A 22,963-nucleotide genomic window follows, 5' to 3' on the forward strand; every position below is an offset into this window, starting at 1 on the left:
GAGGATAGCAGTCCCCGCGTTGTACGACGGCCCGGCCCAGGTCTTTTTCTTGCAGTGCGACACGCACCGTCTAAGGTCTACATTGACACCGTAGCACAGGATCTCCTAAAAGGTGCTATGAAGATACATCTTTGGAATTGCTCGTGACCGATTGGGGAGTCCACAGATTCTCCGGCGTGTCCGACGTGGTGTGCGCGCTGCAGCGCAACCCGGGAGTATCTCTCGCGCTGGTAATTGTTGCGCTGTTCAGCAACGCGGGCCTGCTGCTGGTGGAAGAGGCGGTCAGGGGGCCGTTGTCACTGTTTCTCTTCGCCCCGGTGATCCTCGCCGGGCTGGCCTTCGGATTCTTCTGGGGAATCACGGCCGCACTCGTTTGCAGTCTGGCGATCTCGCCCTGGCTGTTCCCGGCGGAACCTGGTGTTCAGGCTGTTTCCTGGGTGGACTGGGCCATACGCACCACGTGGTTCTGCGTGGTGGGCGGGCTCGTGGGTATCCTGGCGGGCAACGCCCGGGACATGGCAGGGCAGATCAACCGCATGCGGGGGGTCGACCCGAGTACCGGGCTGCCGGACTTCGATGGCGCCAGGAAACACATCGAGGTACTGCTGAGCAGCACGAGCGGTGACACGGCGGGGGACGATGTTCATGTCACCCAGATCCGCGTGACCAATTTCGAGCAGCTCAAGACGCTGTGCGGCATCCGGCGCACCGAAGAGATCATGCATCAGCTGCGCGAGCGTGTGCGCGCGGCACTGCCCGCGGACAGTTACGTGAGCCGCTCGGAGGCGGACCTGTTCACGGTCGTCAATTCGGGGGAGATGACGCCTTCCGCCACGGAGCAGTTCAAGCGCCTGCAGGAGATCAGCGAGGCACCCTTCGAACTGGACGACATGCTTGTCTTCACGGATCTCGTGGCCGGGATGGCCAGCGGTCCACGGTCCGGCGTCAGTGCCGAGCAGCTGTTGTCCAACGCCAACGAGCAGGTGACGCGCCGTCTCCGCCAACGCACAATGGCGGATGGCCACGGGATGACCTATGTCGATGCAGGACCGGCCAATCTAAAGCTGCTGGGCGAGGTGGGCCGGGCCATCGAGGACGGCGAGATCCGCGTGGTGTACCAGCCGGCGCTCAACCTGCATACGCGCGAGTTCGTGCACCTGGAGGCCCTGGCGCGCTGGAACCACCCCACCCGGGGGCTGGTGCCGCCGAGCAAGTTCATCCCGCTGATTGAGCAGGCCGACGTGGTGCATCAGTTCACACGGTGGATGTTCCAGGAGGTGGTCGCCCGGGTGGCCGAGTGGGCTGCACACGGCAACGCGCTTACGGTGTCCATCAACCTGTCCCCGCGCAATCTCATGGATCGCACTCTGCTGCTGGAGATTCCGCCGCTGCTGGAGAAGCAGGGTGTGAAGCGTGACTGCCTCGGACTGGAGATCAGTGAGCACGTGATCATGTCGCTCAAGGGCCCGCAGCTGGAACGCATGCGCGAGCTCAAGAATCTGGGCGTGCGATGCGCCGTGGACAACTTCGTTGGCAACCGGGTGCCGCTCACCCACCTGCGCACGCTCCCGGTGGACACCATCAAGCTGGACGTGGCGCGTCTATGCGACGAATCCGGGCGGCTGAAGGATCCGGAGACCATGCGCATCGTGGTGCGCATGGCCCATGACCTGGGCCTGGACGTAATCGCCAGCGGCGTGGAGAACGAGGTGCAGCTCAAGGAATTCGTTGCGCTGGGCTGTGACGTGCTGCAGGGATTCCTCATCGCCAGGCCGCTGGAGGCGGACAAGGTCGAAGACACCTTGCGTTCCGCCGGAGGCATCGCGGATCGGCCGATGTTTGCGGGCATCGGTGCTGCCGGTGGCGCAGGGACCTGATTGATGCGAAGGGGAGCCACGACAGAATCATGGGCATGAATCCCGGCGACGACCGTTGCCCCTGGTGCCTGGGTTTTCCGGAGTACGTGCGCTATCACGACGAAGAGTGGGGCGTACCCTGTTTCGACGAGCGTCATCTCTTCGAGATGCTGATCCTGGAGGGTGCGCAGGCCGGCCTGTCCTGGGCCACCATCCTGAAGAAACGGGAGCATTATCGTGTCGTGTTCGATCGCTTCGATCCCGAGCGCATGGCGCGTTTCACGCCGAAGCGTATCGAACGCCTGCTCGCCGATCCCGGCATCGTGCGCAACCGGCTCAAGGTGGAGGCCGCGGTGGGCAATGCCCGGGCATGGCTGGCATTGAAGGACAAGGGGATCGATGTCGTCGAATACCTGTGGCGCTATGTGGAGGGCCGTCCGGTGGTGAACCGTTTCGAGTCCCTGTCACAGGTGCCTGCATCCACACCGGTGTCCATGGCCATGAGCCGCGACCTGAAGAAGGCGGGCTTCCGGTTCGTGGGCAGCACCATCTGCTATGCCTTCATGCAGGCAGTCGGCATGGTGAACGATCATCTGGTCGGCTGCCCCTGGCATGATCAGCCGGGTGTCGGACCGGGGCAGAAAAAACGCCGCACCCGGTAGCCCGAATGCGGCGCAGCGCGCGGAACGCGCCAGGAGCCTGTCCGAGTACTTTCTGCTCAGATGTCCAGACCGGGGTCGCCTTCGACGTTCTTGAGACGGGGGGTGTACGGCTCGCCGACGCGCACGGTCTTGACGTCGCGCAGGTAGTCTTCCACCACCTCCCAGATGGGGCGGTCGTCCACCGGCGCCGCGACGCTCGCCCAGCCGGCGACCACGTACCTCTTGTCCGCCTTCATCGGTTCCCCGTTGACCTCCAGGTCGCTGATCCGGTTGCCCAGGGACTGATGCGGGTCGATGGTGTAGCGCAGACCGCCGGTGCGCACCATGTCGCCGCCCCGGTGCAGGTATGGATTGGCATTGAAGATGCTGTTCGCCACGTCCTCCATCACGAACTTGATCTGCTCGCCGGTCATTTCGTTGCGGGTGATCTCCGAGTAGGTGGTCACCGTCTGGGTCATCAGGTCCTCGAAGGTGATGGGCTGGCCGGGCAGTACGCTGACGCCCCAGCGGAAACCCGGCGAGAAGGCGATCTCGGCATCCATCTCGCGCAGCATGGCCTGGATGATCACCTCGTCGAAGGTGCCGTTGAAGTTGCCGCGCCGGTACAGGAGGTCGTCCGAGACGGCCAGTTCCTCTGAGAGCTTGTCCGCGTAGGGGGCGCGCACTTTCTGGATGTATTCGCTCATCTCGCGGTCGGGTTCCAGCAGGTTCGAGAACACGGGCACCAGCTTGAACCGGTAATCGCGCACGCCGTTGTCGCGCACGTCCAGATCCATCACACCCAGGAACTTGCCGTTGGAGCCGGCGTTGGTCACGATGGTCTTGCCGTTGCCATTGTCCACCTCGACGGCACCGGGGATGGCGTCATGGGTGTGTCCGCCCATGATGACATCGATGCCTTGCACACGGCGCGCCATCTCGAAATCAGTGACCATGCCGTTGTGAGAGAGCACGATCACGGCCTTGGCGCCGGCGGCGCGGGCCTCCTCGACCATCCGCTGCATGCGGCTGTCCCGGATGCCGAAACTCCAGTTGGGGATCATGTATTGCGGGTTGGCGACGGGGGTATAGGGGAATGCCTGACCGATGATGGCCACCGGCACGCCGTTGACTTCGCGGATCACGTAGGGATCGAACACCGGTTCCTCCCAGTCCACGTCCACGATATTCTGCGCAACCCAGTCGATGCCTGCGTCCTTGAAATCGTTCTCGACGACTTCCAGCACGCGTTCCTCGCCGAAGGTGAACTCCCAGTGGCCGATCATCACGTCCACGCCCAGCAGTTTCTGTGCATCCACCATGTCCTGGGCGTTGGTCCAGAGTGACGTGGCGGAGCCCTGCCACGTGTCGCCGCCATCGAGCAGCAGCGCGCCCGGACGCTCGGCGCGAAGCTTCTTGACCAGCGTGGAAAGATGGGCAAAACCGCCTACACGGCCGTACTTGCGCGCGGCCTCGGTGAAATCCAGGTGGGTGACCGCATGAGCCATGGGCGTGCCGGGCTTGATGCCGAAATGCCCCAGCAGCTTGTCGCCCACCAGCACCGGCGGTTTGCCGTGCATGTCGCCCACGCCGATGTTGATGTTGGGTTCGCGAAAGTAAATCGGATTGAGCTGTGCGTGGCAGTCGGTGTAGTGCAGCAGCGAGACGTTGCCGAAGCGCGGCAGGTCGTAGAAGTCGGGAGGTACGTCCTTCCAGTTCGGGCGTGTACCGGCCCAGCTGTTCAGGCTGAAGCCCGCGGCGCTGGCGGCCACCAGCACTTCAAGAAATTCCCGGCGCGTCAGGTTCATCGCAATCCTCCTGGTGTCGTAGGTAGCTCGTTGTTGTCTGTTGCGCGATCAGGGCGCTGTGCCCGAGTGCGGCGGCGTGGCCGTGATGGCCGACATGCCCTGGCCCGGAGGTTTCACGTTGCCGCGCGACGAGGGCGGATGCATGACTCCGTGGCGCGGTCAGGCACGCCGGTGATGCATGATTGCGGTCCCTGGATGTAGCGAGCGAACCGCGACTGCGACAAGAGAATGTGAGTGTACCGGACCTGTGCCCACACCTCGGGTGTGCGACCTCAGGCGAGGTGATTTGTTCCGCGACATCCTAACGCATGCGCGTCGATCTGGGCATGCTGCGGTGCGGAATGCGGGCTTGTGTCGTGCATTACATGCGCTGCTGCCCTTATCTCACCACCACGTGTGGGACATGGGCGCGCAAGCGTTCGATCAACGTCGGGTCATCGAGCGGATCACGGTCATTCACCGGGGGCGGCCGGCAACGTTGCAGTACGTATTGCTGCACACCGCGGTCGGCCAGCCACCGGGCCAGTGTGAGCAGTCGTTCCGTGCTCAGGAGCGATGGATCCACGGTGGTGCGGAACTCGTGATCGACACCGCTCGCCATCAGCAGGCGGGCACTTTCGGCTGCGCGATCTCCGCTGCCGGGTACGCCCGTGATGCGCGCGTAATCTTCCAGCGGCGCCTTCAGATCGAAGCCCACCCAATCCACCAGGGGCAGCACCCGGGCAAGACGCTCGGGATAAGGCCCGCCGGTGTGCAGGCCGGTGAGGAAACCCATCTCCCGGGCCTCGCGCAGGGCCTCACCCAACCCTGACTGAAGCGTGGGCTCGCCGCCGCTGAACACCACGGCATCCAGCAGGCCACGGCGCCGCTCGAGGAATCTCAGCACCGCCGACCACGGGCGGTCACCGGGGCCGCGGGGGATGAGATGGGGGTTGTGGCAGTAGCCGCACTGCCAGGGGCAGCCCTGGCAGAAGACCACCGCCGAGAGACGGCCGGGCAGGTCCAGGGTGGTCAGTTGCGTGAGGCCGCCCACGGCGAATCCCGGTACTTCACCGGGGCGGCCGTTGGTTTCGGGGAATGTGGTGACGGGTGATGCCATGGCGTGAATCCGGCTGTTCGGACATGCAGGAACTTTCGCCAGGATGCTGGGAAAGCACATCGTTCAATCTGCAGGGCGGATAAGCGCAGCGCATCCGCCCTGCGACCTGTAGGTCGGGCTTCAGCCCGACAGTGGAGTGCCTGAAATGCGCCTCGGCTGTCGGCCTAAAGACCGACCTACAGGTGGCGGCCCACGTCGTCACATCATCCGGTGTTCGCGGAAGTGGCGCCGCTCGGTGTGCTCGCTTTTCTTGCCGGGGTTGAACTCGGCCACGGGGCGGTGATAGCCCATTACGCGGGTCCAGACCTCGCAGCGCTGGCGTTCTTCGTCACGCAGTTCGGGGTGTTGCACGTTCACTTGCTGCATCACGCTTGTCTCCTCTTTCAGTTGAGATGTGCGCTCTCGGCGCTTTCGGCTCGCTTGCGTTCCAGGATCTCCGCGTCGCATTTCGGGCAGAACGCGTGTTCCCCGGAGAGATACCCGTGGGTCGGGCAGATGGAAAAGGTGGGCGTCACCGTGATGTAGGGCAGGCGGAAGCGCGTGAGCGCGCGCCGCACCAGCGCCTTGCAGGCCTCGACGCTCGAGATCTGCTCGCTCATGTAGAGATGCAGCACCGTACCGCCCGTGTAGCGGGTCTGCAGGTCGTCCTGCATCTCCAGGGCCTCGAAGGGATCCTCGGTGTAGCCCACCGGGAGCTGGCTGGAGTTGGTGTAGTAGGGTGCATCATCGCCGCCCGCATGGAGGATGTCCGGGAAGCGGCGCTTGTCCTCCTTGGCGAAACGGTAGGTGGTGCCCTCGGCGGGCGTGGCCTCCAGGTTGTACATGTGGCCCGTCTCTTCCTGGAACTCGGTGAGTCGGGCACGCACGTGATCCAGCAGTTCCACGGCGAAGGCATGACCCCACTCGGTGGTGATGTCGTGCTCGTCGTTGGTGAAGTTGCGGATCATCTCGTTGATGCCGTTCACACCCAGCGTGGAGAAATGGTTGCGCAGGGTGCCGAGATAGCGCCTGGTATACGGGAACAGGCCCGCATCCATGTGGTGCTGGATCACCTTGCGCTTGATCTCCAGGCTGTTGCGCCCCAGCTCCAGCAGGGCGTCCAGGCGCCTGAACAGCCCTTCGCGGTCGCCGCGGAACTGATAACCCAGGCGCGCGCAGTTGACGGTGACCACCCCCAGCGAGCCGGTCTGCTCCGCGGAACCGAACAGCCCGTTGCCGCGCTTGAGCAGTTCGCGCAGATCCAGCTGCAGGCGGCAGCACATGGAGCGGATCATGTTGGGCTTGAGTTCCGAGTTGAGGAAGTTCTGAAAGTAGGGCAGGCCGTAGCGGGCCGTCATGTGGAACAGCCGGTCGGCGTTCTCCGATTCCCAGGGGAAGTCGGGGGTGATGTTGTAGGTGGGGATGGGGAAGGTGAACACCCGGCCCCGGGCGTCGCCCGCGGTCATCACCTCGATGTAGGCCCGGTTGATCATGTCCATCTCGGCCTGCAGGTCGCCGTAGGTGAACGGCATCTCCTCGCCGCCGATGATCGGCACTTGTTCGCGCAGGTCCTCGGGGCACACCCAGTCGAACGTGACGTTGGTGAACGGTGTCTGGCTGCCCCAGCGCGAGGGGACGTTCAGGTTGTATATGAACTCCTGGATGCACTGCTTGACCTGCTCGAAGGGCAGGTTGTCCTTGCGTACGAAAGGCGCCAGATAGGTATCGAAGGAGCTGAAGGCCTGGGCTCCCGCCCACTCGTTCTGCAGGGTGCCGAGGAAGTTGACCATCTGGCCCACGGCGCTGGAGAGGTGCTTCGGCGGCCCCGCCTCGATCTTGCCGGGGATGCCGTTGAAGCCCTCGTTGAGCAGGGTGCGCAGCGACCAGCCGGCGCAGTAGCCCGCCAGCATGTCCAGATCGTGGACGTGGATGTCGCCGTCACGGTGGGCCGCGCCGATCTCGGCCGGGTAGACATGGCTCAGCCAGTAGTTGGCGATCACCTTGCCGGAGACGTTGAGGATCAGGCCGCCCAGGGAATACCCCTGATTGGCGTTGGCATTCACGCGCCAGTCCTGGCGATGCAGGTACTCGTTGACGGAGCTGGCCACGTCCACCAGGGTGCGCCGGTCCTGGCGAAGCTGCTTGTGCTGCTCCCGATAGACGATGTAGGCACGGGCGGTCTGGAAGTGATCGGCGCTGATGAGCACCTGCTCGACGATGTCCTGGATCTGCTCGATGCTGGGCGCCCCGCCCTGGAAGCGGTGGGCGAGCACCTTGATCACCTGGTTGGCCAGGCGCCGGGCCTGGTCCGCGTCGAACTCGCCGGTGGCAGCCCCCGCGCGGCGGATGGCGGAGACGATCTTTTCTCCATCGAAGGCGGCCTGGCGGCCGTCACGCTTGAGGACCCGGCCGGGCAGGTGAACGGGGGCGGCCGCCCCCGATGCATGGGCAGTACTGGGCGTCATTCGTGTCTCTCCCTTGGCTGGTGCGGCCGGGCATTATGTGGCGCCGACCGTCATCGGAAGAGACTATATAGTGGGGTCTGGAGGCCCGTGTACCCCAATATCTTGGGTTCATTGACCTGGGTCAACAGTATCACCACGAAGCTCACGAAGGACACGAAGAAAAGATCGTTCTCTCGCGAAGACGCAAAGCCCGCCAAGAAAAGCGTTTGATCATAGGGCGCCCCGTGGGCGCCGCCGGGCCTCGGTCAGGGCCCGAGAGGCGGGCATGGCCCGCCCTATGAATCTGTTTTCTTGGCGGGCTTCGCGGCTTCGCGAGAGAAACGTCTTTCGTCAGAGAATGCGGCCAAGGGAGATTCCGGCAGCAAAATCGATAAAGGGTACGGAAGCAACCTGACCAGCTTTCCTTCGTGCCCTTCGTGTGCTTCGTGGTAAGGCGTTTTTCAAACCACCAGAACCAACCGCAGCCACAGGGCCTCGGTCGGGGCCCGAGAGGCGGGCACGGCCCGCCCTATGAATCTGTTTCCTTGGCGGGCTTTGCGACTTCGCGAGAGAAACGTCTGTCGTCAGAGAATGCCGCCAAGGGAGATTCCGGCAGCGAGATCGACAAGGGTACGGAAGCAAACCGATCAGTTTTTCTTCGTGTTCTTCGTGCGCTTCGTGGTTACCTGAACTCAACCCACCTCATCCAGGACACGGCGGCGGAAGTTGACGCCCAGGTCCCGGGCGATGGCCTCGCAAGCCTGGATATCCAGACCAGGCAGACCTTCGATGGCGGTGATGGTGACGTCCGGCACATGGCGCCGCGCGTGGCGCACGAAATCCAGCACCGCTCCCCAGGCGCCGGCGTGTTGAGGTCGGCAGTGGACATCGTAGACGGCCGGATCCTGCCCGTTCAGGGAGACGGACAGAGCGTCGATCAGGCCCGCGAAGCGGGGTGTCACGTCCTGTCCGTGCACCAGGTTCGCCAGCCCGTCGGTGTTGATGCGCACCCGCCGCGCACCCGCCGTACGCACAGCGGCAGCCACCTGGAGAATCTCGTCCAGGCGCAATGTGGGTTCCCCCAGGCCGCAGAACACCACCTCGTCCCATGCGCCCGCATCCCCGGCGGCAGCGATCATCTCCTCCACGTCCGGTTCGTCGCGCATGCGCAGGCCGTGGCCCTTCACCTCCCAGACCTTGTTGAACTTCGGGCAGAAGGCACAGCGCAGCGTGCACCGGTTGGTGACGTTGATGTAGCGCTGGTTGCGGATGGTGTAGCCCACCGCCGGGGTTTGGGTATCCTGCATGGTGTTTCTCGCCGGGGTGCCGGGAGTTGAAATGATGGATTAACCACGAAGCTCACGAAGGGCACGAAGAGAAAAAAGGCGCTCTCTCGCAAAGACGCGAAGCCCGCCAAGAAAACCTGAATAATCGGATCAATTCGGCGGAATGAGCCTGCCGACATGACCTCGTTCTACATCTGGCCTCACAAATGGGCGCCCCATATTCAAAGCTCTTCTTCGCGGGCTTCGCGTCTTTGCGAGAGATGATTTCCTTTTCTTCGTGTCCTTCGTGAGCTTCGTGGTTAATCAGAAAACATTATCCGCCCGTCGAGACGGATCGCCTTGCGTCAGGTCAAGCAACGGCCGGTGCGTCGGGGTATCCTGCCGGTCGAGCCCTCTGGAGATGCATCCATGCGCCCCTCGTTACCCGCACGAATTGGAATTCTTACGGTCTCGGACCGCGCCAGTCGCGGGGAATACGAGGACCGGGGCGGTCCGGCGATCCGGGAATGGCTGGACAAGGCGCTGGCCGGTTCGTGGACGCCCGTGGCGCGCATCGTGCCCGACGAGGCGGATCTGGTGGCCGGCGCGTTGCGCGACCTTTCCGATGAGGAAGGCTGCTGCCTGGTGGTGACGACGGGCGGGACCGGGCCGGCCCCGCGCGATGTGACGCCCGAGGCTACCGAGCAGGTATGCGACAAGCTCATGCCCGGGTTCGGGGAGCTGATGCGGACCGTGTCCCTGCGCCACGTGCCCACCGCCATCCTCTCGCGCCAGACGGCGGGTATCCGCGGCCGTTGCCTGATCATCAATCTGCCCGGCAAGCCCTCGGCCATCGCCGAGTGCCTGGAGGCAGTGTTCCCCGCTGTGCCCTACTGCATCGACCTGATCGAGGGGCCTTACCTTGAGACGCGGGAGAACTTCATCCAGGCGTTCCGGCCGGCCCACGCCAGGCGTTCGGGAAATGAATGAAATGCCTTTTGCCACAGAGGTCACAGAGGTCACGAAATGAAGAACAAGAAGCAGAACCAGTACCGTGATCGAGCATCCACGGGGCCTGGCGGGCGATTCGACCCTAGACCTTGGCTTTTTCACCTCTGTGGCCTCTGTGACCTCTGTGGCAGAAAGATCCAGCGTATTCATGGCCACTGAGCCCTGCTTGACCACCATGGGTGGTGGGGTCGATCGTGGCAAATCACACAGCCTGGTGTGGCAGCTGCCCCTCCATGCGTTCGACCCGGTGCGCTATCGATCCCAACCCGCTGTTTTCAAGGCGCTTTGCCGTGGGAAACGTTTGGCATGGTTCTCGCTTTTTCATGGCGGAACCGTCTGTGGGGATGCCTGAACAGAACCGACTGCGGATTAGAGGAGTCCATTGCAGATTAATGGTTTCCCCGAGCGACAAACCGGAACGATCTCCATGCCCCGCCTCACCGCCCTGTCATTTGCCGCCCTGATCCTGCTCGTGTTGCTGGGCTGGCTGCTTCAGCCCCGTCTGGCCAGTCTGCTGGGCGATGACGGCCAACCGCTCATATGGCTGGCGGAGGCCGGCGGTGACTGTGATCTGCACACGGGCCCCTGTCGCGTTTCCCTGGAGGACGGCGGTTGGGTGGAACTGTCCATCGAGCCGCGCCCAATCCGGATGTTGTATCCGTTCACCATGGAGGTCCGCCATGAGGGGGTCGACGCCGAGACGGTAGCGGTGGATTTCAGCGGTGTGGAGATGGAGATGGGCTTCAATCGCCCACGACTTCAACCTGTGGCGCCCGGCCTGTTCCGCGGTGACGGGTTATTGCCCATGTGCGTGCTGGACCGCATGACGTGGCGGGTGCAGGTGCTGATGGACGGTGAGGCGGGCCGCGGTGTGGCGGTCTATCACTTCGAGACGACACGGAATTAACCCGAATGTCTCATGAATTGCGCACGCCCTCGCTTGTCTCTTGTCCGCACAGCGGATTTTCCTCAGTCGGCCGTATAGCCCGATACGGCGCTTCCTCGGACGATCCCCTGTGCGGCCAATATCCTGCGCGATCATCGCGCGAATCCATGAAACATTCGGGTTAAGATCATGCTGGAACGCGGTTTGTGGATACTGGTGGCGGCCCTGCTGGTGGCGGTGGTGTGGGTGGCGTTCTTCCTGCCCGAGGGGGAGGAGGCTGCTCATCCGGGACACCGGGCGTTGCCGCTCGCGGCCGAGCCGGTGGGCGGCGATTTCCGCCTCTCACGGGAGGGAGAGTCCTTCGACCTGGCCAAACATCGCGGCAAGGTGGTGCTGCTCTACTTCGGCTACACCCACTGCCCCGACGTGTGCCCCAGTTCGCTGGTGATGATGCGCCATGCCCTTGAGCGCATGGAGCCCGATCAGCTCGAGCAGGTGCGGGGTGTCTTCGTCAGTGTCGACCCCGAGCGCGACGACCCCGCGCGCCTGCAGGAGTACGCCCGTTTCTTCCACCCGCGCATCATGGGCGTGAGCGGCACCCACGATCAGCTTGAGCAGGCGGGACGCCTGTACGGCTCCGCCTGGCAGCGCACCGAGACCGATTCCGCCATGGGCTACGCGGTCGACCACAGCTCCAACACCTACGTGATCGACCGGGACGGCCGGCTCGTGGAGATCCTCCCCCATGGCGCGGATGCCGACCAGATTCTTGCCACCATTCTTCCCTTGCTGACCGAGGACTAGATCGATGATGCCAACCTTGATGCGCACCCTCCTGCCCGCGGCACTCATGCTTTTCATGGGAGCGGCCTGGGCTGGCAGCCACGGCCACGACGCGGGTGCCTCCCACCCGGTCAAGGTGCACATGCCCTTCGTGCGCCTCATGCCGCCCGGACAGCCCAACACCGCCGCCTTCATGACCCTGGAAAACACGGCTGGGCAGGATCTGGCGGTGGTGTCCGCCGAGAGCGGCGTCTCCCGGGTGGTGGAACTGCACACCCACACCATGCACGAGGGCGTGATGCGCATGCGCCAGATCGAGCGCATCGAGGTCCCGGCAGGGGGGCGTACGGAACTCAAGCCCGGCGGCCTGCACGTGATGCTCATCGGCCTGCACGAGCCGCTGCAGGAAGGGCAGGTGGTGGAAGTGACCCTGGTCTACGACGATGGCTCGCGCCAGCTGGTCAGGGCCCCGGTGCGTGATCCGGGCGACATGATGCGGGGCGGCGGCCATGGCATGAACCATTAGCGGCCCGTTTCAGCGCCCGCCAAAGGCTTTTCACCACGAAGCGCACGAAGAAAAGATTGTTCTCTCGCAAAGACGCAAAGCCCGCCAAGAAAACAGATTCATAGGGCGGGCCGTGCCCGCCACACTGGCCTCGATCGAGTTCCGGGGGAGCCCACGGGGCGCCCTTTATTCCAGCGCTTTTCTTGGCGAGCTTTGCGTCTTCGCGAGAGAAATGTCTTTCGTCGGGGAATGCCGTCAAGGGGGATTCCGGCCATGAATCCCATATAGGGCACGAAAGCAACCTGATCCGTTTTTCTTCGTGTCCTTCGTGCGCTTCGTGGTGAACAAAGGTCTTTCGGGATCAGTCAGGTAGGTTGGGGTGAGGAACGAACCCCAACAAGTGATACCCGGTCCTGGCCAATGTTGTTGGGGTTCGCGCTGCTCACCCCAACCTACACATTCCTTGGATTTCTTGGCGGGCTTCGCGGCTTTGCGAGAGACCGATCTCTTTCCTGGTGCGCTTCGTGGTGAACAAAGGCCTATCGGGATCAGCCCAGGTTCCCGCGCAGGTTGTCCCAGTTGATCTGGTCAAGGTCCATGACGCGTCCGCCATGGCGCTCGGCGAAGGCCTCGGCGTCGGCTCGCTGCGAGAACGGTGCGGGGGAATGGCCCATGGCGCCCTGCTGGTCGTGGCCTATGACGTAGACGGCCGCCTGGGCATCCATATAGGCCTCGTCGGAAGGCTCATCCCAGCCGGTGTGCGACAGGTCGTGCACGTAGAGCTTCTCGATGGCGGGTACGGATTCCGGCTGCCAGGACCACGCCAGCAGGTCCTGCACGGAACAGAATGGCAGCACCCGACCATCACGCAGGCAGGCCTGCCCCTTGGGGCCGGGGAAACGCACCACTGTCATGCCGCACAGGGCGCACTCGTGCTCGTCGGTGAGCAGGATCGGTGAGCACGCGGTGGCTGCGGTCTCCCGGTCACCACCACAGGCCACCAGACTGAGGGTGGGCAGGGCAGCGAGCAGCGTAAGGACCTGGCGTCGTGTGGGCATGGCGGGGAATCTCCTGTGCGATGGCAGACACGGACAAGGGAATGTTCAGGTGCGCCGCGCCGCGAACAGCGCCGCGGCCGCGCCTAATGGCACCGCGATCCAGGCCACCAGGATGCCGAGCAGCAGGGACAGGGGGTAGTCCTGGTCCTGGAATACGCTCAGCAGGCCGCTGCTCGTCGCGGTTTCCTCGAAGCCGATCAGGTTGACCAGACGGAACACGTCAGTGGGGTTGAACAGGAGCAGCAGGCGGAACACGCCGCCGTCGACGCGCCCCTCGGTGCCCACCAGCACGCCCAGCAGCACCAGGTCGTAGACCAGGACGAACAGGAACCATACCAGCAGGGCCAGTCCGGCCGCCCGGGCCTTCTCCCGGGTGACCACGCTCACCAGGTAGGCCAGTGCGAGGAAGGTCAGCCCCAGCAGGATGGCGCTCGCGATAAACAGGCTGAATGGACCCGCAAGATTCGCAAAGGTGGCCTGTTCCGCCAGCAATCCAATCAGTACGGCGGCAATGCCGAAGCCCAGGACCGTCGACAGGGCCAGGATGGCTCCGTGGCCCAGAAACTTGCCGGCCAGCAGGCCCGTGCGGCTCAGCGGATAAGTCATGAGCAGCAGCAGGGTGCCCTGCTCGTCCTCGCCCACGATACTGTCGTAGGCGAGCATCAGGGCGATGAGGGGGATCAGAAAGACCGCGAGGCTCGCCAGGCTGACGATGGTGGTGGAGATGCGAGTGAAGCCCACCTCGCCGGAGGCGGCGGCCCCGAACCAGGCCAGCCCCATGGCCAGCAGGGCAAAAGCCAGGGTGATGGCCAGGATCCAGCGGTTGCGCATGCCGTCGCGGAACTCCTTGCCGGCTACGATGAAGACCTCACGCATCGCCCTGTCCTCCGTTGCGGCCTTGCGCATCGAAGTAGGCGTAGAGCGAGTCGAGCGTCGGCGGCTCCATGCCGATGTCGCTCAAGCGCTTCTCGGCCAGCAGGGTACGCAGCACGTCCAGCTTCTCCGAGGGTGCCGTGCTCAGATGCGTGCGTCCGTCGCCGTTGGTCCTCACCTCTACGCCGCGTTCGATGAGCCGGCCGCGCAGCGCCTCGCTGATCTCTTCGCTGCGCACATGGATCCGCAGCGGCAGGCCGGCTTCCTGGCGCAGGGCGTCGATGGTGCCCCAGGCCAGCAGCCGCCCCTCGCAGAGAATGGCGACCCGGTCGATGTGTCGTTCCACGCCCGGAAGCACGTGGGAGCTGAGGATCACGCTGGTGCCCTTGCCGCGCAGTTGGTCGATCATGCCGTAGACGTCCCGCACCGCCATCGGATCCAGACCCACTGTGGGTTCGTCCAGCAGCAGCAGGCGCGGCTCGCCAAGCAGGGCCTGGGCGAGCCCGAGGCGCTGCCGCATGCCTTTGGAATAGGTGCGTACCCGACGCCTGGCGGCGTGACCCAGCCCCACGCGTTCCAGCAGCCGGTCGGCCTCGGGCACCGGCACCCGCTTGAGGCGCGCGAAGTAGCGCAGCACCTCGCTCCCGCTCAGGTTGTCATAGAAGCTGACGTTCTCCGGCAGATAGCCCAGCTGCAGGCGCAGGTTGCGGGCCTGGTGCCCGCGCGGATCCTCGCCGAGCACGCTCACGCGGCCGGCCGTGGGCGCCAGGACGCCCAGCACCAGCTTCATCATGGTGGACTTGCCCGCGCCGTTGTGCCCCAGCAGGCCCAGCACCTCGCCGGCCTCCACCGTGAGGCTCAGCCCTTTGAGGGCCTCCACCGAGCCGAAGCGGCGCTCCACCTGTTCCAGACGTACGATGGGGCTCATCCCACTTCCTCCAGCGAACGGGTCGGGCGCATCAGCGGGGCGCTGTCCTTCACGCCCGGCGGGCGCAGGACGGGAAACGTGCGCTGCACCCAGCGCAGGAGTTGTATAGCGGGACTGTTCATGAGCACGCGCGCCATGGGGTACTTCCAGAGCAACCGGTCCACCGAGTCGTTGGGCTCGTGGGGCACGTCACCGAGGCCGTCGCCGCTCAGGTCCCAGCCCACGTAGTCGCTCCAGTAATTGCCACGGCCGTCCACCGACCATTCCTGCTGACGGGTGGCCACGTACATGACCTGGCTGCGGTTGTTGACCAGCGCATTGTTGTAGATGCGGTTGCCTTCCGATCCGGCGGTCAGGTGGACGCCGATGTCCGTGCCGGCCAGGAGGTTGTCGCGGATGGTGTTGTGCTGGGAATTGTATACAAACAGCGCCTTGCCTTCGGCGCCGGCGATGGTCTGCCCGCCAGTGCCCGGTGTGGTGCCGTGGCGGATGCCGATGGCCGTGTTGCTCTCGATGGTGGAGTAGGTGATGTCGTTGAGCAAGAAACCGTAGTTTTCGTCGCCCATCGCGCGGTTGCCTACCACGGTGAGATGACGCGAGGCCATGAGGGCAAAGCCCGCCCGGTTGTCCCGGGTGCGATTGCCCATCACCTCGTTGTGATGCGAAAACATGTAATGGATGCCGTAGCGCTGGTCATGCAGGGTGTTGCCCAGCAGCCGATTGTGGTTGCTCACGTCGATGTAGATGCCGTCGCGGGCCTCCCAGACGATGTTTCCCGCAACGACTGCGTGGTTCACGTTGAACAGGTGAATGCCGTTGCCGCGATCCTGGGAGCGCAGTGCCGTGTCTCCGCTGATGCGGTTATCCGCCACGACCGCGTGGGGCGCGCCGTCCAGCCAGATGCCGAAGCCGCGGGCATGGATGCGGTTGCCGATCAGTCGGACCCGCTCGGCCTGTTTCTCCACGAAGATGGCGGCATCCATCGCGGTGAGATCCGCGCCGTCATTGCGCAGAGTGAGTCCCTGTATCACCACGTCCGGCGCCGCTACCACCAGCACGCGGCCCTGCCCGTCACCGTCGAGCACAGCATCGGACTCGGCAGTGAGTCTCAAGGGGACCTCGACGCGCACACCGCCTCCGTGGGTCCCGGATTCAAGGTGCAGCCAGGCCCCCGGCTGTGCGTCCGCAAGCGCCGTGGCAAGCTGGCCCGGGGCGACGCGTAGTGGGGTGTCGGCGGCAGATACACTGCCGGCCCAGAACAGGGCCAACAGGGCGAAAATTCGGATGATGCTCATGGGAATGGGCGCGGAGGCGGCGCGCTCGCACCGCCCCCGCGCCACGCCCTCCGTTACAAGGTGGTCAGGCCTCGACAATCATGCGACCGGCCATTTCCATGTGCAAGGCATGGCAGAACCAGTTGCAGTAGTACCAGTACACCCCGGCCTTGTCGGCCGTGAAGGTGATCGAGGAGGTCTGAAGCGGGCTGATCTCCATGCTCACCCCGTGATCGGTCACGCAGAAGCCGTGGGTCAGGTCCTCGATCCGGTCCAGGTTGGTGACAACCACCGTGACCTGGTCGCCCTTCTTTACGCGGAACTCGGAAAGGCCAAAGGAGGGGGCCACCGAGGTCATGTAGACGCGCACCTTGTTGCCGTCCCGGATGACCGTGTTGTCGGTTTCCACGTTGACCCCGTCGCGCCGGGCCATCTCGATGGTCTCGGCGAAATAGGGGTCATCCCGGTCCCAGATCTGCTTGGTGGTGATCTGGTCACGGCGCACAATGACCGCGTCGTGCGGCTCCGCAAACGTGGGGGTGTCGTGCACCAGCACCATCTCGTCGCCCGAGATGTCGATCATCTGGTCGCACTCGGCATGCAGCGGGCCCACGGGGAGGAACCGGTCCTTGGAGAACTTGTTCAACGAGAACAGCCACTTGCCGTCGGCGTCCTTGGACTCTGCCAGCGAGGCGTGGTTGTGGCCCGGCTGGTAGTGGACGTCGATCTTCTGGACGATGTAGTCCACATTCTCACCGTTGTAGTGGCGCACGGCGTTTTCCATGTTCCACTTGACCACCTGGCTGTCCAGGAACAACGTGGTGTAGGCAAAGCCCCTGCCGTCGAAGGTGGTGTGCAGCGGCCCGAGACCGAGCTCCGGTTCGCCGACCACTACGTCACGCTCGTTCTGCAGCTGACCCGCGAAGAGGTCATCCAGCTTGGCGATGTCGATCATGGTAACGGTGGGTGAGAGCTTGCCGTTGGCGATAAAGTACTTGCCGTCGGTGGACGTGTTGAGACCGTGGGGGTTCTTGGGCACCGGGATGTAGCGGGTGACGTTCAGCTCGGACGTCTTGCGACCGTCCACCACGGGCACGTCGGAATCGCCGATGGTGGTGAAGTTGCCGTCACGCACCGCCTTCTCGATGTTGGCGATGTTGAACACCACCACGTGGTCACGCTCCGCCTGCATCTTTCCGGCCAGGGTCACCGCGTTCTCGGAGTTGTAGCAGGTGGAGGCGGTGTACTTGCCGGTGTAGTCGGCGTCCGTGTTGTCCAGGTTGCCGTCCACCAGCACCTGCCACTTGACCTCCATACTGTCTGCGTCGATGGCGCTGTAGAGCGTACGGTAGTTTTCCGTATCGTCCAGGCCGCGACCATCGTTGGGCTGCGGGATCAGGTACTCGCCGTTCGCGAACACGTAACCGGTACGCGGTGCCTTCTGCAGGCGCAGGCCGTGGACGGCCTGGACGTTGGGCACGGTGACCATCTTGTCCGTCTTGAACACGTCAAGCCGGATGCGGGCCACACGGGTGTTGGCCTTGTCGTTGATGAACAGGTACCGGCCGTCGTGGCTGCCCTCCGTGTAGCTTACATGCGGATGGTGCGCATCACCGTTGGTGAAGCGCCAGCTGTCGCCCATGATGCGCTTGGACTCGTCGGTCATGCCCCAGCCGCTGGCCGAGCAGTGGTTGAACACCGGGATGCGCATGATCTCGCGCATGGACGGCACACCGTAGACGCGCACCTCGCCGGAGTGCCCGCCACTCCAGAAGCCGTAGTATTCGTCCAGTTCGCCCAGCGGGACGTGGGTGCTCTGCGCGCCGCCGCTGTTGCGTGCAGCGGTTGCCTCGCCGCTCTTCATGAGCGCGGCGCCTCCACCTGCCGCACCTAGCATGCCGACGGCGGCCGTGGCGCCCAGAAAGCGCCGGCGTCCCGGGCTTTCCAGGGCCTTCCTTTCATCGTTTCGGTCTGTCATGACGTCACCTCTTTAATGGTTAAAAGGCTGCTAGCTCTTTGCGGTTGAAGCAGCCTGTTCCTCGATCCGGATGACCGGATATTCGCCACCTTTCGCCCTTCCCGCCGAGATGCTGGCCGCCTTCTCTCGCCGCTTGCGGCGGGCGATCAAGGGCGGGCACTTGCGGTCGTTCCAGTAGGTCACCTGGCAGTCCAGGCAGTAGTGGCATTCGTTGGCGTTGATGCGTCCGTCCGGATGGATGGCGCGCACCTCGCATTCATGGGCGCAGATCTGGCAGGGTGTCCCGCACTCCTTGTGGCGCCTGAGCCAGTCGAACAGGCGGATGCGCGCAGGGATGGCGAGACCCGCCCCGAGCGGGCACATGTACCGGCAGAAGAACTTGCGGTTGACCACGGAGATGGCCAGCAGGATCCCTGCGTAGAGTACGAATCCCCATTCGCGCTGGAAGCGCAGTGTGACCGCGGTCTTGAACGGCTCGACCTCGGCATAGACCTCGGCGGTGGAGAGCGAATGCAGCGAGATGGCGAACAGGACGAGCAGGATCATGTACTTGATGGCCCAGAGCCGCTCGTGCACGGCCCAGGGCAGCTCGAATTGGGGCACCTTGAACTTGCGCGAGACCTCGTTGATCAGTTCCTGCATGGCACCGAACGGGCACAGCCAGCCGCAATAGACACCCCGGCCCCAGAGCAGCAGGGTGGCCGCCACAAAGGTCCATAGGATGAACATCATGGGGTCCATCAGGAAGGTGTCCCACTTGAAATCACGGCCCAGCGAATTGGTGAAGGTGAAGATGTTGACCACCGAGAGCTGCGCCAGGGCATACCAGCCGATGAACACCACGGTGTAGATCAGGAAGACATGACGAATCCGCAGCAAGAGCTTCGGCCGGCGTGCCAGCACGTCCTGGAACATCAGTATGAACACCAGCAGCGTGAGCCCGATGCCCAGCACCACGATGTGCATGACACGGTCTTCCCAGACCGTCACCCACAGCGGCCGGTCGTCGTCGACCGCGATGGCGGGCTCGGGCGGCTCCGGATAGCTGAACCAGGCCTCCGGCGGCGTATACATGAGCGGGAAGTTGACGAAGGCCGAGTCGAGGGCCCCCACCTGCCGGCGCACCAGCAGCTCGATCTCCCAGGGGCGTCCCGGGTCGAAGCCGTGCTCCGATCGCACCACGAAGATGTCGCGCTCGATGAAATGCGGCGCGCCCTCGGCAGCGATGTTGGGCGCACGGATAAGGTCCGTGTCGCGGAACTGGATCGCGCGGTCGCCCTGAAGCAACTGGATGCGATCGAAGATGCCGCCGCGTACGAACCCGGAGCCCTTGAACGAGTAACGCCCCGAGGCCATGAGCAGGATGGCGTGCTCATCCTGCTCCAGGCGCCCCATGATCCGCTCGTAATGGGCATCGCCGAGCAGGTTGCGGCCCGCCGTGGGCGCGTTCAGGTAGGCGGCGTGGAAGTCGATGAAGATCTCGTCCTCGGCCCCCGGCGGGGCGGTCTCCCGGCCCTCGGCCTCGGTGCCGATGAATGCCTCGTCCACCTCGCCGCGGGTCAGATCCAGGCGTCCGACGGCGCCCGCTTCGAGCAATTCGTTCCAGGTGGCAGGTTCGAACACGTCCTCGCGCACCGTGGCCGGTTCCCGTACAGCCAGTGCTTCCGGGTCGACCAGTCCGTGGGCCAGAGCGATGCGCCGCGCGCTGCGCATGATGCCTTCGCCCATGACCACTACCGTGACCGTGGCCCCGGACACCGCATCCACGTACTGGTAGCCCTCGCGCTGGCGCGGCGAGATGCCGACACGCACCCGATCCTTGATGGTGCGCGTGAGATACTGGTTGGCGAAGTCCACCAGGCGCTGCTCGGGGATGCCCACCAGCATGATAGGTTCGCTGTGCTCGAGGACCCGCACGCCGACGATCATGCCGGTCATGTCCAGCGCCACCAGCATGTTGACGGGCTCGCCGGAGTAGGCGGGGATGGGGGCCACGTCGTTGGTCTCGAACAGCAGCCCGATCTGCTCCTCACCCCGGTAGACGGGCCGGGCGGGCGGATCCCCGGCGGGCTCCCCGAGGCGATCCGCTTCCGCAAAGAATCGCTCCCAGTCGGCGCCCGCGGGCAGTGCCAGGGTCAGCACGAGCAACGTCAGGATGAACAGGGCCAGTCGTGATGTGATGATGCTGCGCATGGTCAATCCGGGATGTGCGAGTACAGCTCTCCGCCGATGTCCGTTCGGGCGTCGTGCGCAGCCTTCCACTGGGAGGGAGAAACCCTGCGATGCATCCTGTTATCCTCGTGAGTGAGGTCTGTATCCGGTGCAACTTGAGGGGTTCGCGTTCCCTGGGCCGGACTACGGATCGCGCGACCTGTCCTCGCATGGCTTGAAACCATGCTAGCGACCCCCCATGGTGGGGCACTTGATTGGGATCAAGCAACGATATGAAAGATGTATATATCTTTCACGTTAATTACCGCGGCGGAGGAACGGCCATGAACGAAGGTGTCGACGAGGGAAAATTCAGGCGCGAGGGCGTCGACTGGGCGAGACGCCTGGTGGACGAGTACGCCTTCTCCCTGGAGGGGATTCCCGAGATGATCCGGCTGCGCTTCTACCGGGTGGTGGGCGGCCAGGAGATCGAGGTGGAGCAGAGTCACTACCTTCAGACCCCGGGCATGGCGAGCCCGGTGCTCTCGGAGACACAACGTTACCCCGGCATGAATGAAGCCCTGGAGGATGTTCTGAACGGCTTTACCGAGGGCTACCACGCCGCCGTCTCGGCGGGGCGGCGTCCGGACCTGAACTGGCTCCTGCCGAACCGGGATTTCCACTGAGACGGTTCAGTCCCTTGCGGGAGCAAGAATCCGGTAGGTCCACTGGTCGAGGAGGTCGATTTCCTCCGGACAGACCGCATGGCCCATGGCGAACTCGTGCCAGTCCACCGCATAGCCCAGTTCCAGCAGGCGGTCCCGGCTGCGGCGGGCGTCCTCCAGCGGGATGGTCTCATCCCCGGTCCCGTGCAGCATGAGTATGGGGACGTCCGCATTGGCCGGATGACGTTCCCCGGCCAGGCTGTCAGCCAGCACCAGTTCCCCGGAGAGCACGATGACGCCGCCCAGACGGTGGGGGTAACGCAGTGCCGTGTGCAGCGCAAGCGATGCCCCCTGGGAGAAGCCGCCGATCACCGTGTGTTCCGATGCGATGCCGCGTCCCCGTTCGTCGTCCAGCAGCGTCGTGATGCGCCGTGCGCTCTCCTCGATGCCGGCCTGGTCCTCGGGCACCTCCGCGGGGTCGCCGGTCACGTCGAACCAGGCCCGCATGGGTTGCCCGCGATTCACGGTGATGCGCCGCAGAGGCGCGCTGGGCGCCAGGTAATGCAGGCCCAGCTCCCGTGATCGACGCATGTTGGTGATGATGGCGTCCATGTCCGTGGCGTTCACCCCGAGCCCATGAAGCCAGACGGTGCAGGCCACCAGTTCCGGGCGGGTGTACAGCTCAATGAGGTCTTCCTGCTCTCTTTTCATGGTGTCAGATGTCAGATGGCAGATGGCAGATGGCAGATCTCAGATGGCAGACTGACGTCTAACGTCTGATATCTGACGTCTGAATGCGGTCCAGGCCTGCACGGCGCACGACGCCGATCACCAGGTTTCCCGGGCCTGTGCCCAGCACCGCCCTGACGTGTGCCTGCCAGTCAAACTCCATGGCGTCGAGCAGGTTCTTGAGGTAGAGCCCTGCCTCGGTCTCGCCCTCCAGGTCGAGGCGGCGATGGAAGAACAGCGTGTCCGGGTCCTCGATCCGCGCGGCCAGCCGCCAGAAATCCTCCAGCGCGCCGCGGATGCGCACGTCCCAGTCGTCCGCCCCGCGGGTTCGGCACGGTGTCAGCCGGCGACCGCGCACCAGGAACGTGATCTCGCTGCCGGTGTCGGAGACCGAGAGGCGGATGCGCTTGCCGTCGAGCGGGTCCAGTTCGTCGGCCAGCGGCTGCCCCTTCAGCAGGTGGTTGACCATGGCGGTGAACACCGCTTCATGCGCCGCATTCGGGGCAGTGCGCAGGGCGAGCCCCAGAGGCGCCAGCAGCGTAGTGCGTGAGGGCGCGAGGGTCAATTGCATGGGTGACTCCGAGGCTGGATTCGTCAGGTGAATCGCCAAGTCTAGTGCATTCATGGCCGGCTGTGGGTGCGGGCCCGGCTCGCCCTTGACACAGGTCATGGCAGGGAGGCCCCCATCCGGGTGCAATGATAAGGACCCTGCCGGACCCCCCCGAGGCATCATGGGTGTCGCGGGACGGGCCTCCGGTTTGCCCAATCATACCTGGAGTTGGCTCCATGCTTAGCCTGCATATCTCACCGCCGTTTGTAGCGAGGGCGTCGAGATGCCGCTGTGACGGGGCGCGCGGACCGCAGGACGGCGCAGGCGTAGCCGACACTACGTCAAGCCGGCCGGAGGGGCGAAGCGGAATCGAAGGTCCGGTGGACCTTCGCAGTTCGCTGAGCGGGCGTGCAGGACGCACGCCCTGGGCTGCAAGCGAAGCAGGGACTGCGCAGCGCAGCAGACGCCCCGTCACAGCGA

The 22,963-nt window shown here is 64.4% G+C and carries 20 protein-coding genes; 7 read left to right on the forward strand and 13 right to left on the reverse strand.

Annotation, left to right across the window (positions count from 1 at the left end):
* The first annotated feature begins 143 nt into the window (after window positions 1-143).
* Together B1C78_RS10355 and B1C78_RS10360 are read left to right on the forward strand one after the other, a co-directional pair.
* Window positions 144-1,877, forward strand: coding sequence for an EAL domain-containing protein (locus tag B1C78_RS10355; protein WP_139349889.1), 1,734 nt, complete (start codon window positions 144-146; stop codon window positions 1,875-1,877).
* A gap of 29 nt (window positions 1,878-1,906) precedes the next feature.
* Window positions 1,907-2,518 carry a DNA-3-methyladenine glycosylase I gene (locus B1C78_RS10360; protein WP_425443973.1) on the forward strand — a complete coding sequence of 204 codons (612 nt, stop codon included), beginning with the start codon at window positions 1,907-1,909 and terminating at the stop codon, window positions 2,516-2,518.
* A 56-nt stretch (window positions 2,519-2,574) separates the two neighbouring features.
* Here the strand turns inward: B1C78_RS10360 and soxB are convergent, their stop codons facing one another.
* From soxB to B1C78_RS10385, 5 genes are all read right to left on the reverse strand, one after another.
* On the reverse strand, window positions 2,575-4,305 hold the full coding sequence (gene soxB / locus B1C78_RS10365) for a thiosulfohydrolase SoxB (RefSeq protein WP_077279092.1): 1,731 nt from the start codon (window positions 4,303-4,305) through the stop codon (window positions 2,575-2,577).
* A 379-nt stretch (window positions 4,306-4,684) separates the two neighbouring features.
* The gene (locus tag B1C78_RS10370) at window positions 4,685-5,404 is read right to left on the reverse strand and encodes an anaerobic ribonucleoside-triphosphate reductase activating protein (RefSeq protein WP_077279093.1); all 720 of its coding nucleotides are present in this window, start codon (window positions 5,402-5,404) and stop codon (window positions 4,685-4,687) included.
* Between the two features lie 198 nt (window positions 5,405-5,602).
* The gene (gene nrdD, locus B1C78_RS17955) at window positions 5,603-5,770 is read right to left on the reverse strand and encodes an anaerobic ribonucleoside-triphosphate reductase (RefSeq protein ID WP_077279094.1); all 168 of its coding nucleotides are present in this window, start codon (window positions 5,768-5,770) and stop codon (window positions 5,603-5,605) included.
* Between the two features lie 17 nt (window positions 5,771-5,787).
* Window positions 5,788-7,848 (reverse strand): ribonucleoside triphosphate reductase, encoded by a 2,061-nt coding sequence (locus tag B1C78_RS10380; protein ID WP_077279095.1) that lies wholly within the window; start codon window positions 7,846-7,848, stop codon window positions 5,788-5,790.
* Between the two features lie 671 nt (window positions 7,849-8,519).
* On the reverse strand, window positions 8,520-9,134 hold the full coding sequence (locus tag B1C78_RS10385) for a TatD family nuclease-associated radical SAM protein (protein ID WP_077279096.1): 615 nt from the start codon (window positions 9,132-9,134) through the stop codon (window positions 8,520-8,522).
* 387 nt (window positions 9,135-9,521) lie between these two features.
* Here B1C78_RS10385 and mog point away from each other — a divergent pair, with 387 nt between their 5' ends.
* The 4 genes from mog to B1C78_RS10405 all read left to right on the forward strand — a co-directional run bounded on the left by mog (window position 9,522) and on the right by B1C78_RS10405 (window position 12,298).
* Complete coding sequence (gene mog / locus B1C78_RS10390; protein WP_077279097.1) at window positions 9,522-10,082, forward strand: molybdopterin adenylyltransferase; 561 nt, start codon at window positions 9,522-9,524, stop codon at window positions 10,080-10,082.
* A 448-nt stretch (window positions 10,083-10,530) separates the two neighbouring features.
* Window positions 10,531-11,010 (forward strand): hypothetical protein, encoded by a 480-nt coding sequence (locus B1C78_RS10395; RefSeq protein WP_077279098.1) that lies wholly within the window; start codon window positions 10,531-10,533, stop codon window positions 11,008-11,010.
* A gap of 168 nt (window positions 11,011-11,178) precedes the next feature.
* The gene (locus B1C78_RS10400; protein ID WP_077279099.1) at window positions 11,179-11,793 is read left to right on the forward strand and encodes an SCO family protein; all 615 of its coding nucleotides are present in this window, start codon (window positions 11,179-11,181) and stop codon (window positions 11,791-11,793) included.
* Window positions 11,794-11,797: 4 nt separating this feature from the next.
* Complete coding sequence (locus B1C78_RS10405) at window positions 11,798-12,298, forward strand: copper chaperone PCu(A)C (RefSeq protein ID WP_077279100.1); 501 nt, start codon at window positions 11,798-11,800, stop codon at window positions 12,296-12,298.
* 527 nt (window positions 12,299-12,825) lie between these two features.
* Here the strand turns inward: B1C78_RS10405 and B1C78_RS10410 are convergent.
* The 6 genes from B1C78_RS10410 to nosR all read right to left on the reverse strand — a co-directional run bounded on the left by B1C78_RS10410 (window position 12,826) and on the right by nosR (window position 20,581).
* Window positions 12,826-13,335 carry a nitrous oxide reductase accessory protein NosL gene (locus tag B1C78_RS10410; RefSeq protein ID WP_077279101.1) on the reverse strand — a complete coding sequence of 170 codons (510 nt, stop codon included), beginning with the start codon at window positions 13,333-13,335 and terminating at the stop codon, window positions 12,826-12,828.
* Window positions 13,336-13,380: 45 nt separating this feature from the next.
* Complete coding sequence (locus B1C78_RS10415; RefSeq protein WP_077279132.1) at window positions 13,381-14,211, reverse strand: ABC transporter permease; 831 nt, start codon at window positions 14,209-14,211, stop codon at window positions 13,381-13,383.
* On the reverse strand, window positions 14,204-15,136 hold the full coding sequence (locus B1C78_RS10420) for an ABC transporter ATP-binding protein (RefSeq protein ID WP_077279102.1): 933 nt from the start codon (window positions 15,134-15,136) through the stop codon (window positions 14,204-14,206). Before B1C78_RS10420 ends, B1C78_RS10415 begins: the two co-directional genes overlap by 8 nt.
* Window positions 15,133-16,431, reverse strand: a complete 1,299-nt coding sequence (locus B1C78_RS10425) for a nitrous oxide reductase family maturation protein NosD (protein WP_077279131.1) — start codon at window positions 16,429-16,431, stop codon at window positions 15,133-15,135. The genes B1C78_RS10420 and B1C78_RS10425 overlap by 4 nt, the downstream gene beginning before the upstream one ends.
* Before the next feature lie 64 nt (window positions 16,432-16,495).
* Complete coding sequence (nosZ, locus tag B1C78_RS10430) at window positions 16,496-18,388, reverse strand: TAT-dependent nitrous-oxide reductase (protein ID WP_077279103.1); 1,893 nt, start codon at window positions 18,386-18,388, stop codon at window positions 16,496-16,498.
* Window positions 18,389-18,418: 30 nt separating this feature from the next.
* Window positions 18,419-20,581, reverse strand: a complete 2,163-nt coding sequence (nosR, locus tag B1C78_RS10435) for a transcriptional regulator NosR (RefSeq protein ID WP_077279104.1) — start codon at window positions 20,579-20,581, stop codon at window positions 18,419-18,421.
* A 302-nt stretch (window positions 20,582-20,883) separates the two neighbouring features.
* On the opposite strand from nosR, the gene B1C78_RS10440 reads away from it, so the two are divergent.
* Complete coding sequence (locus B1C78_RS10440; RefSeq protein WP_077279105.1) at window positions 20,884-21,225, forward strand: hypothetical protein; 342 nt, start codon at window positions 20,884-20,886, stop codon at window positions 21,223-21,225.
* 6 nt (window positions 21,226-21,231) lie between these two features.
* Here the strand turns inward: B1C78_RS10440 and B1C78_RS10445 are convergent, their stop codons facing one another.
* Complete coding sequence (locus tag B1C78_RS10445) at window positions 21,232-21,915, reverse strand: alpha/beta hydrolase (RefSeq protein ID WP_077279106.1); 684 nt, start codon at window positions 21,913-21,915, stop codon at window positions 21,232-21,234.
* A 58-nt stretch (window positions 21,916-21,973) separates the two neighbouring features.
* Window positions 21,974-22,504: a ubiquinone anaerobic biosynthesis accessory factor UbiT gene (ubiT, locus tag B1C78_RS10450; RefSeq protein WP_077279107.1), complete on the reverse strand. Its 531-nt coding sequence runs from the start codon at window positions 22,502-22,504 to the stop codon at window positions 21,974-21,976.
* Window positions 22,505-22,963: the final 459 nt, after the last annotated feature.

The sequence above is a fragment of the Thioalkalivibrio denitrificans genome (genome assembly GCF_002000365.1).
Taxonomy (GTDB): Bacteria; Pseudomonadota; Gammaproteobacteria; order Ectothiorhodospirales; family Ectothiorhodospiraceae; genus Thioalkalivibrio_A; species Thioalkalivibrio_A denitrificans.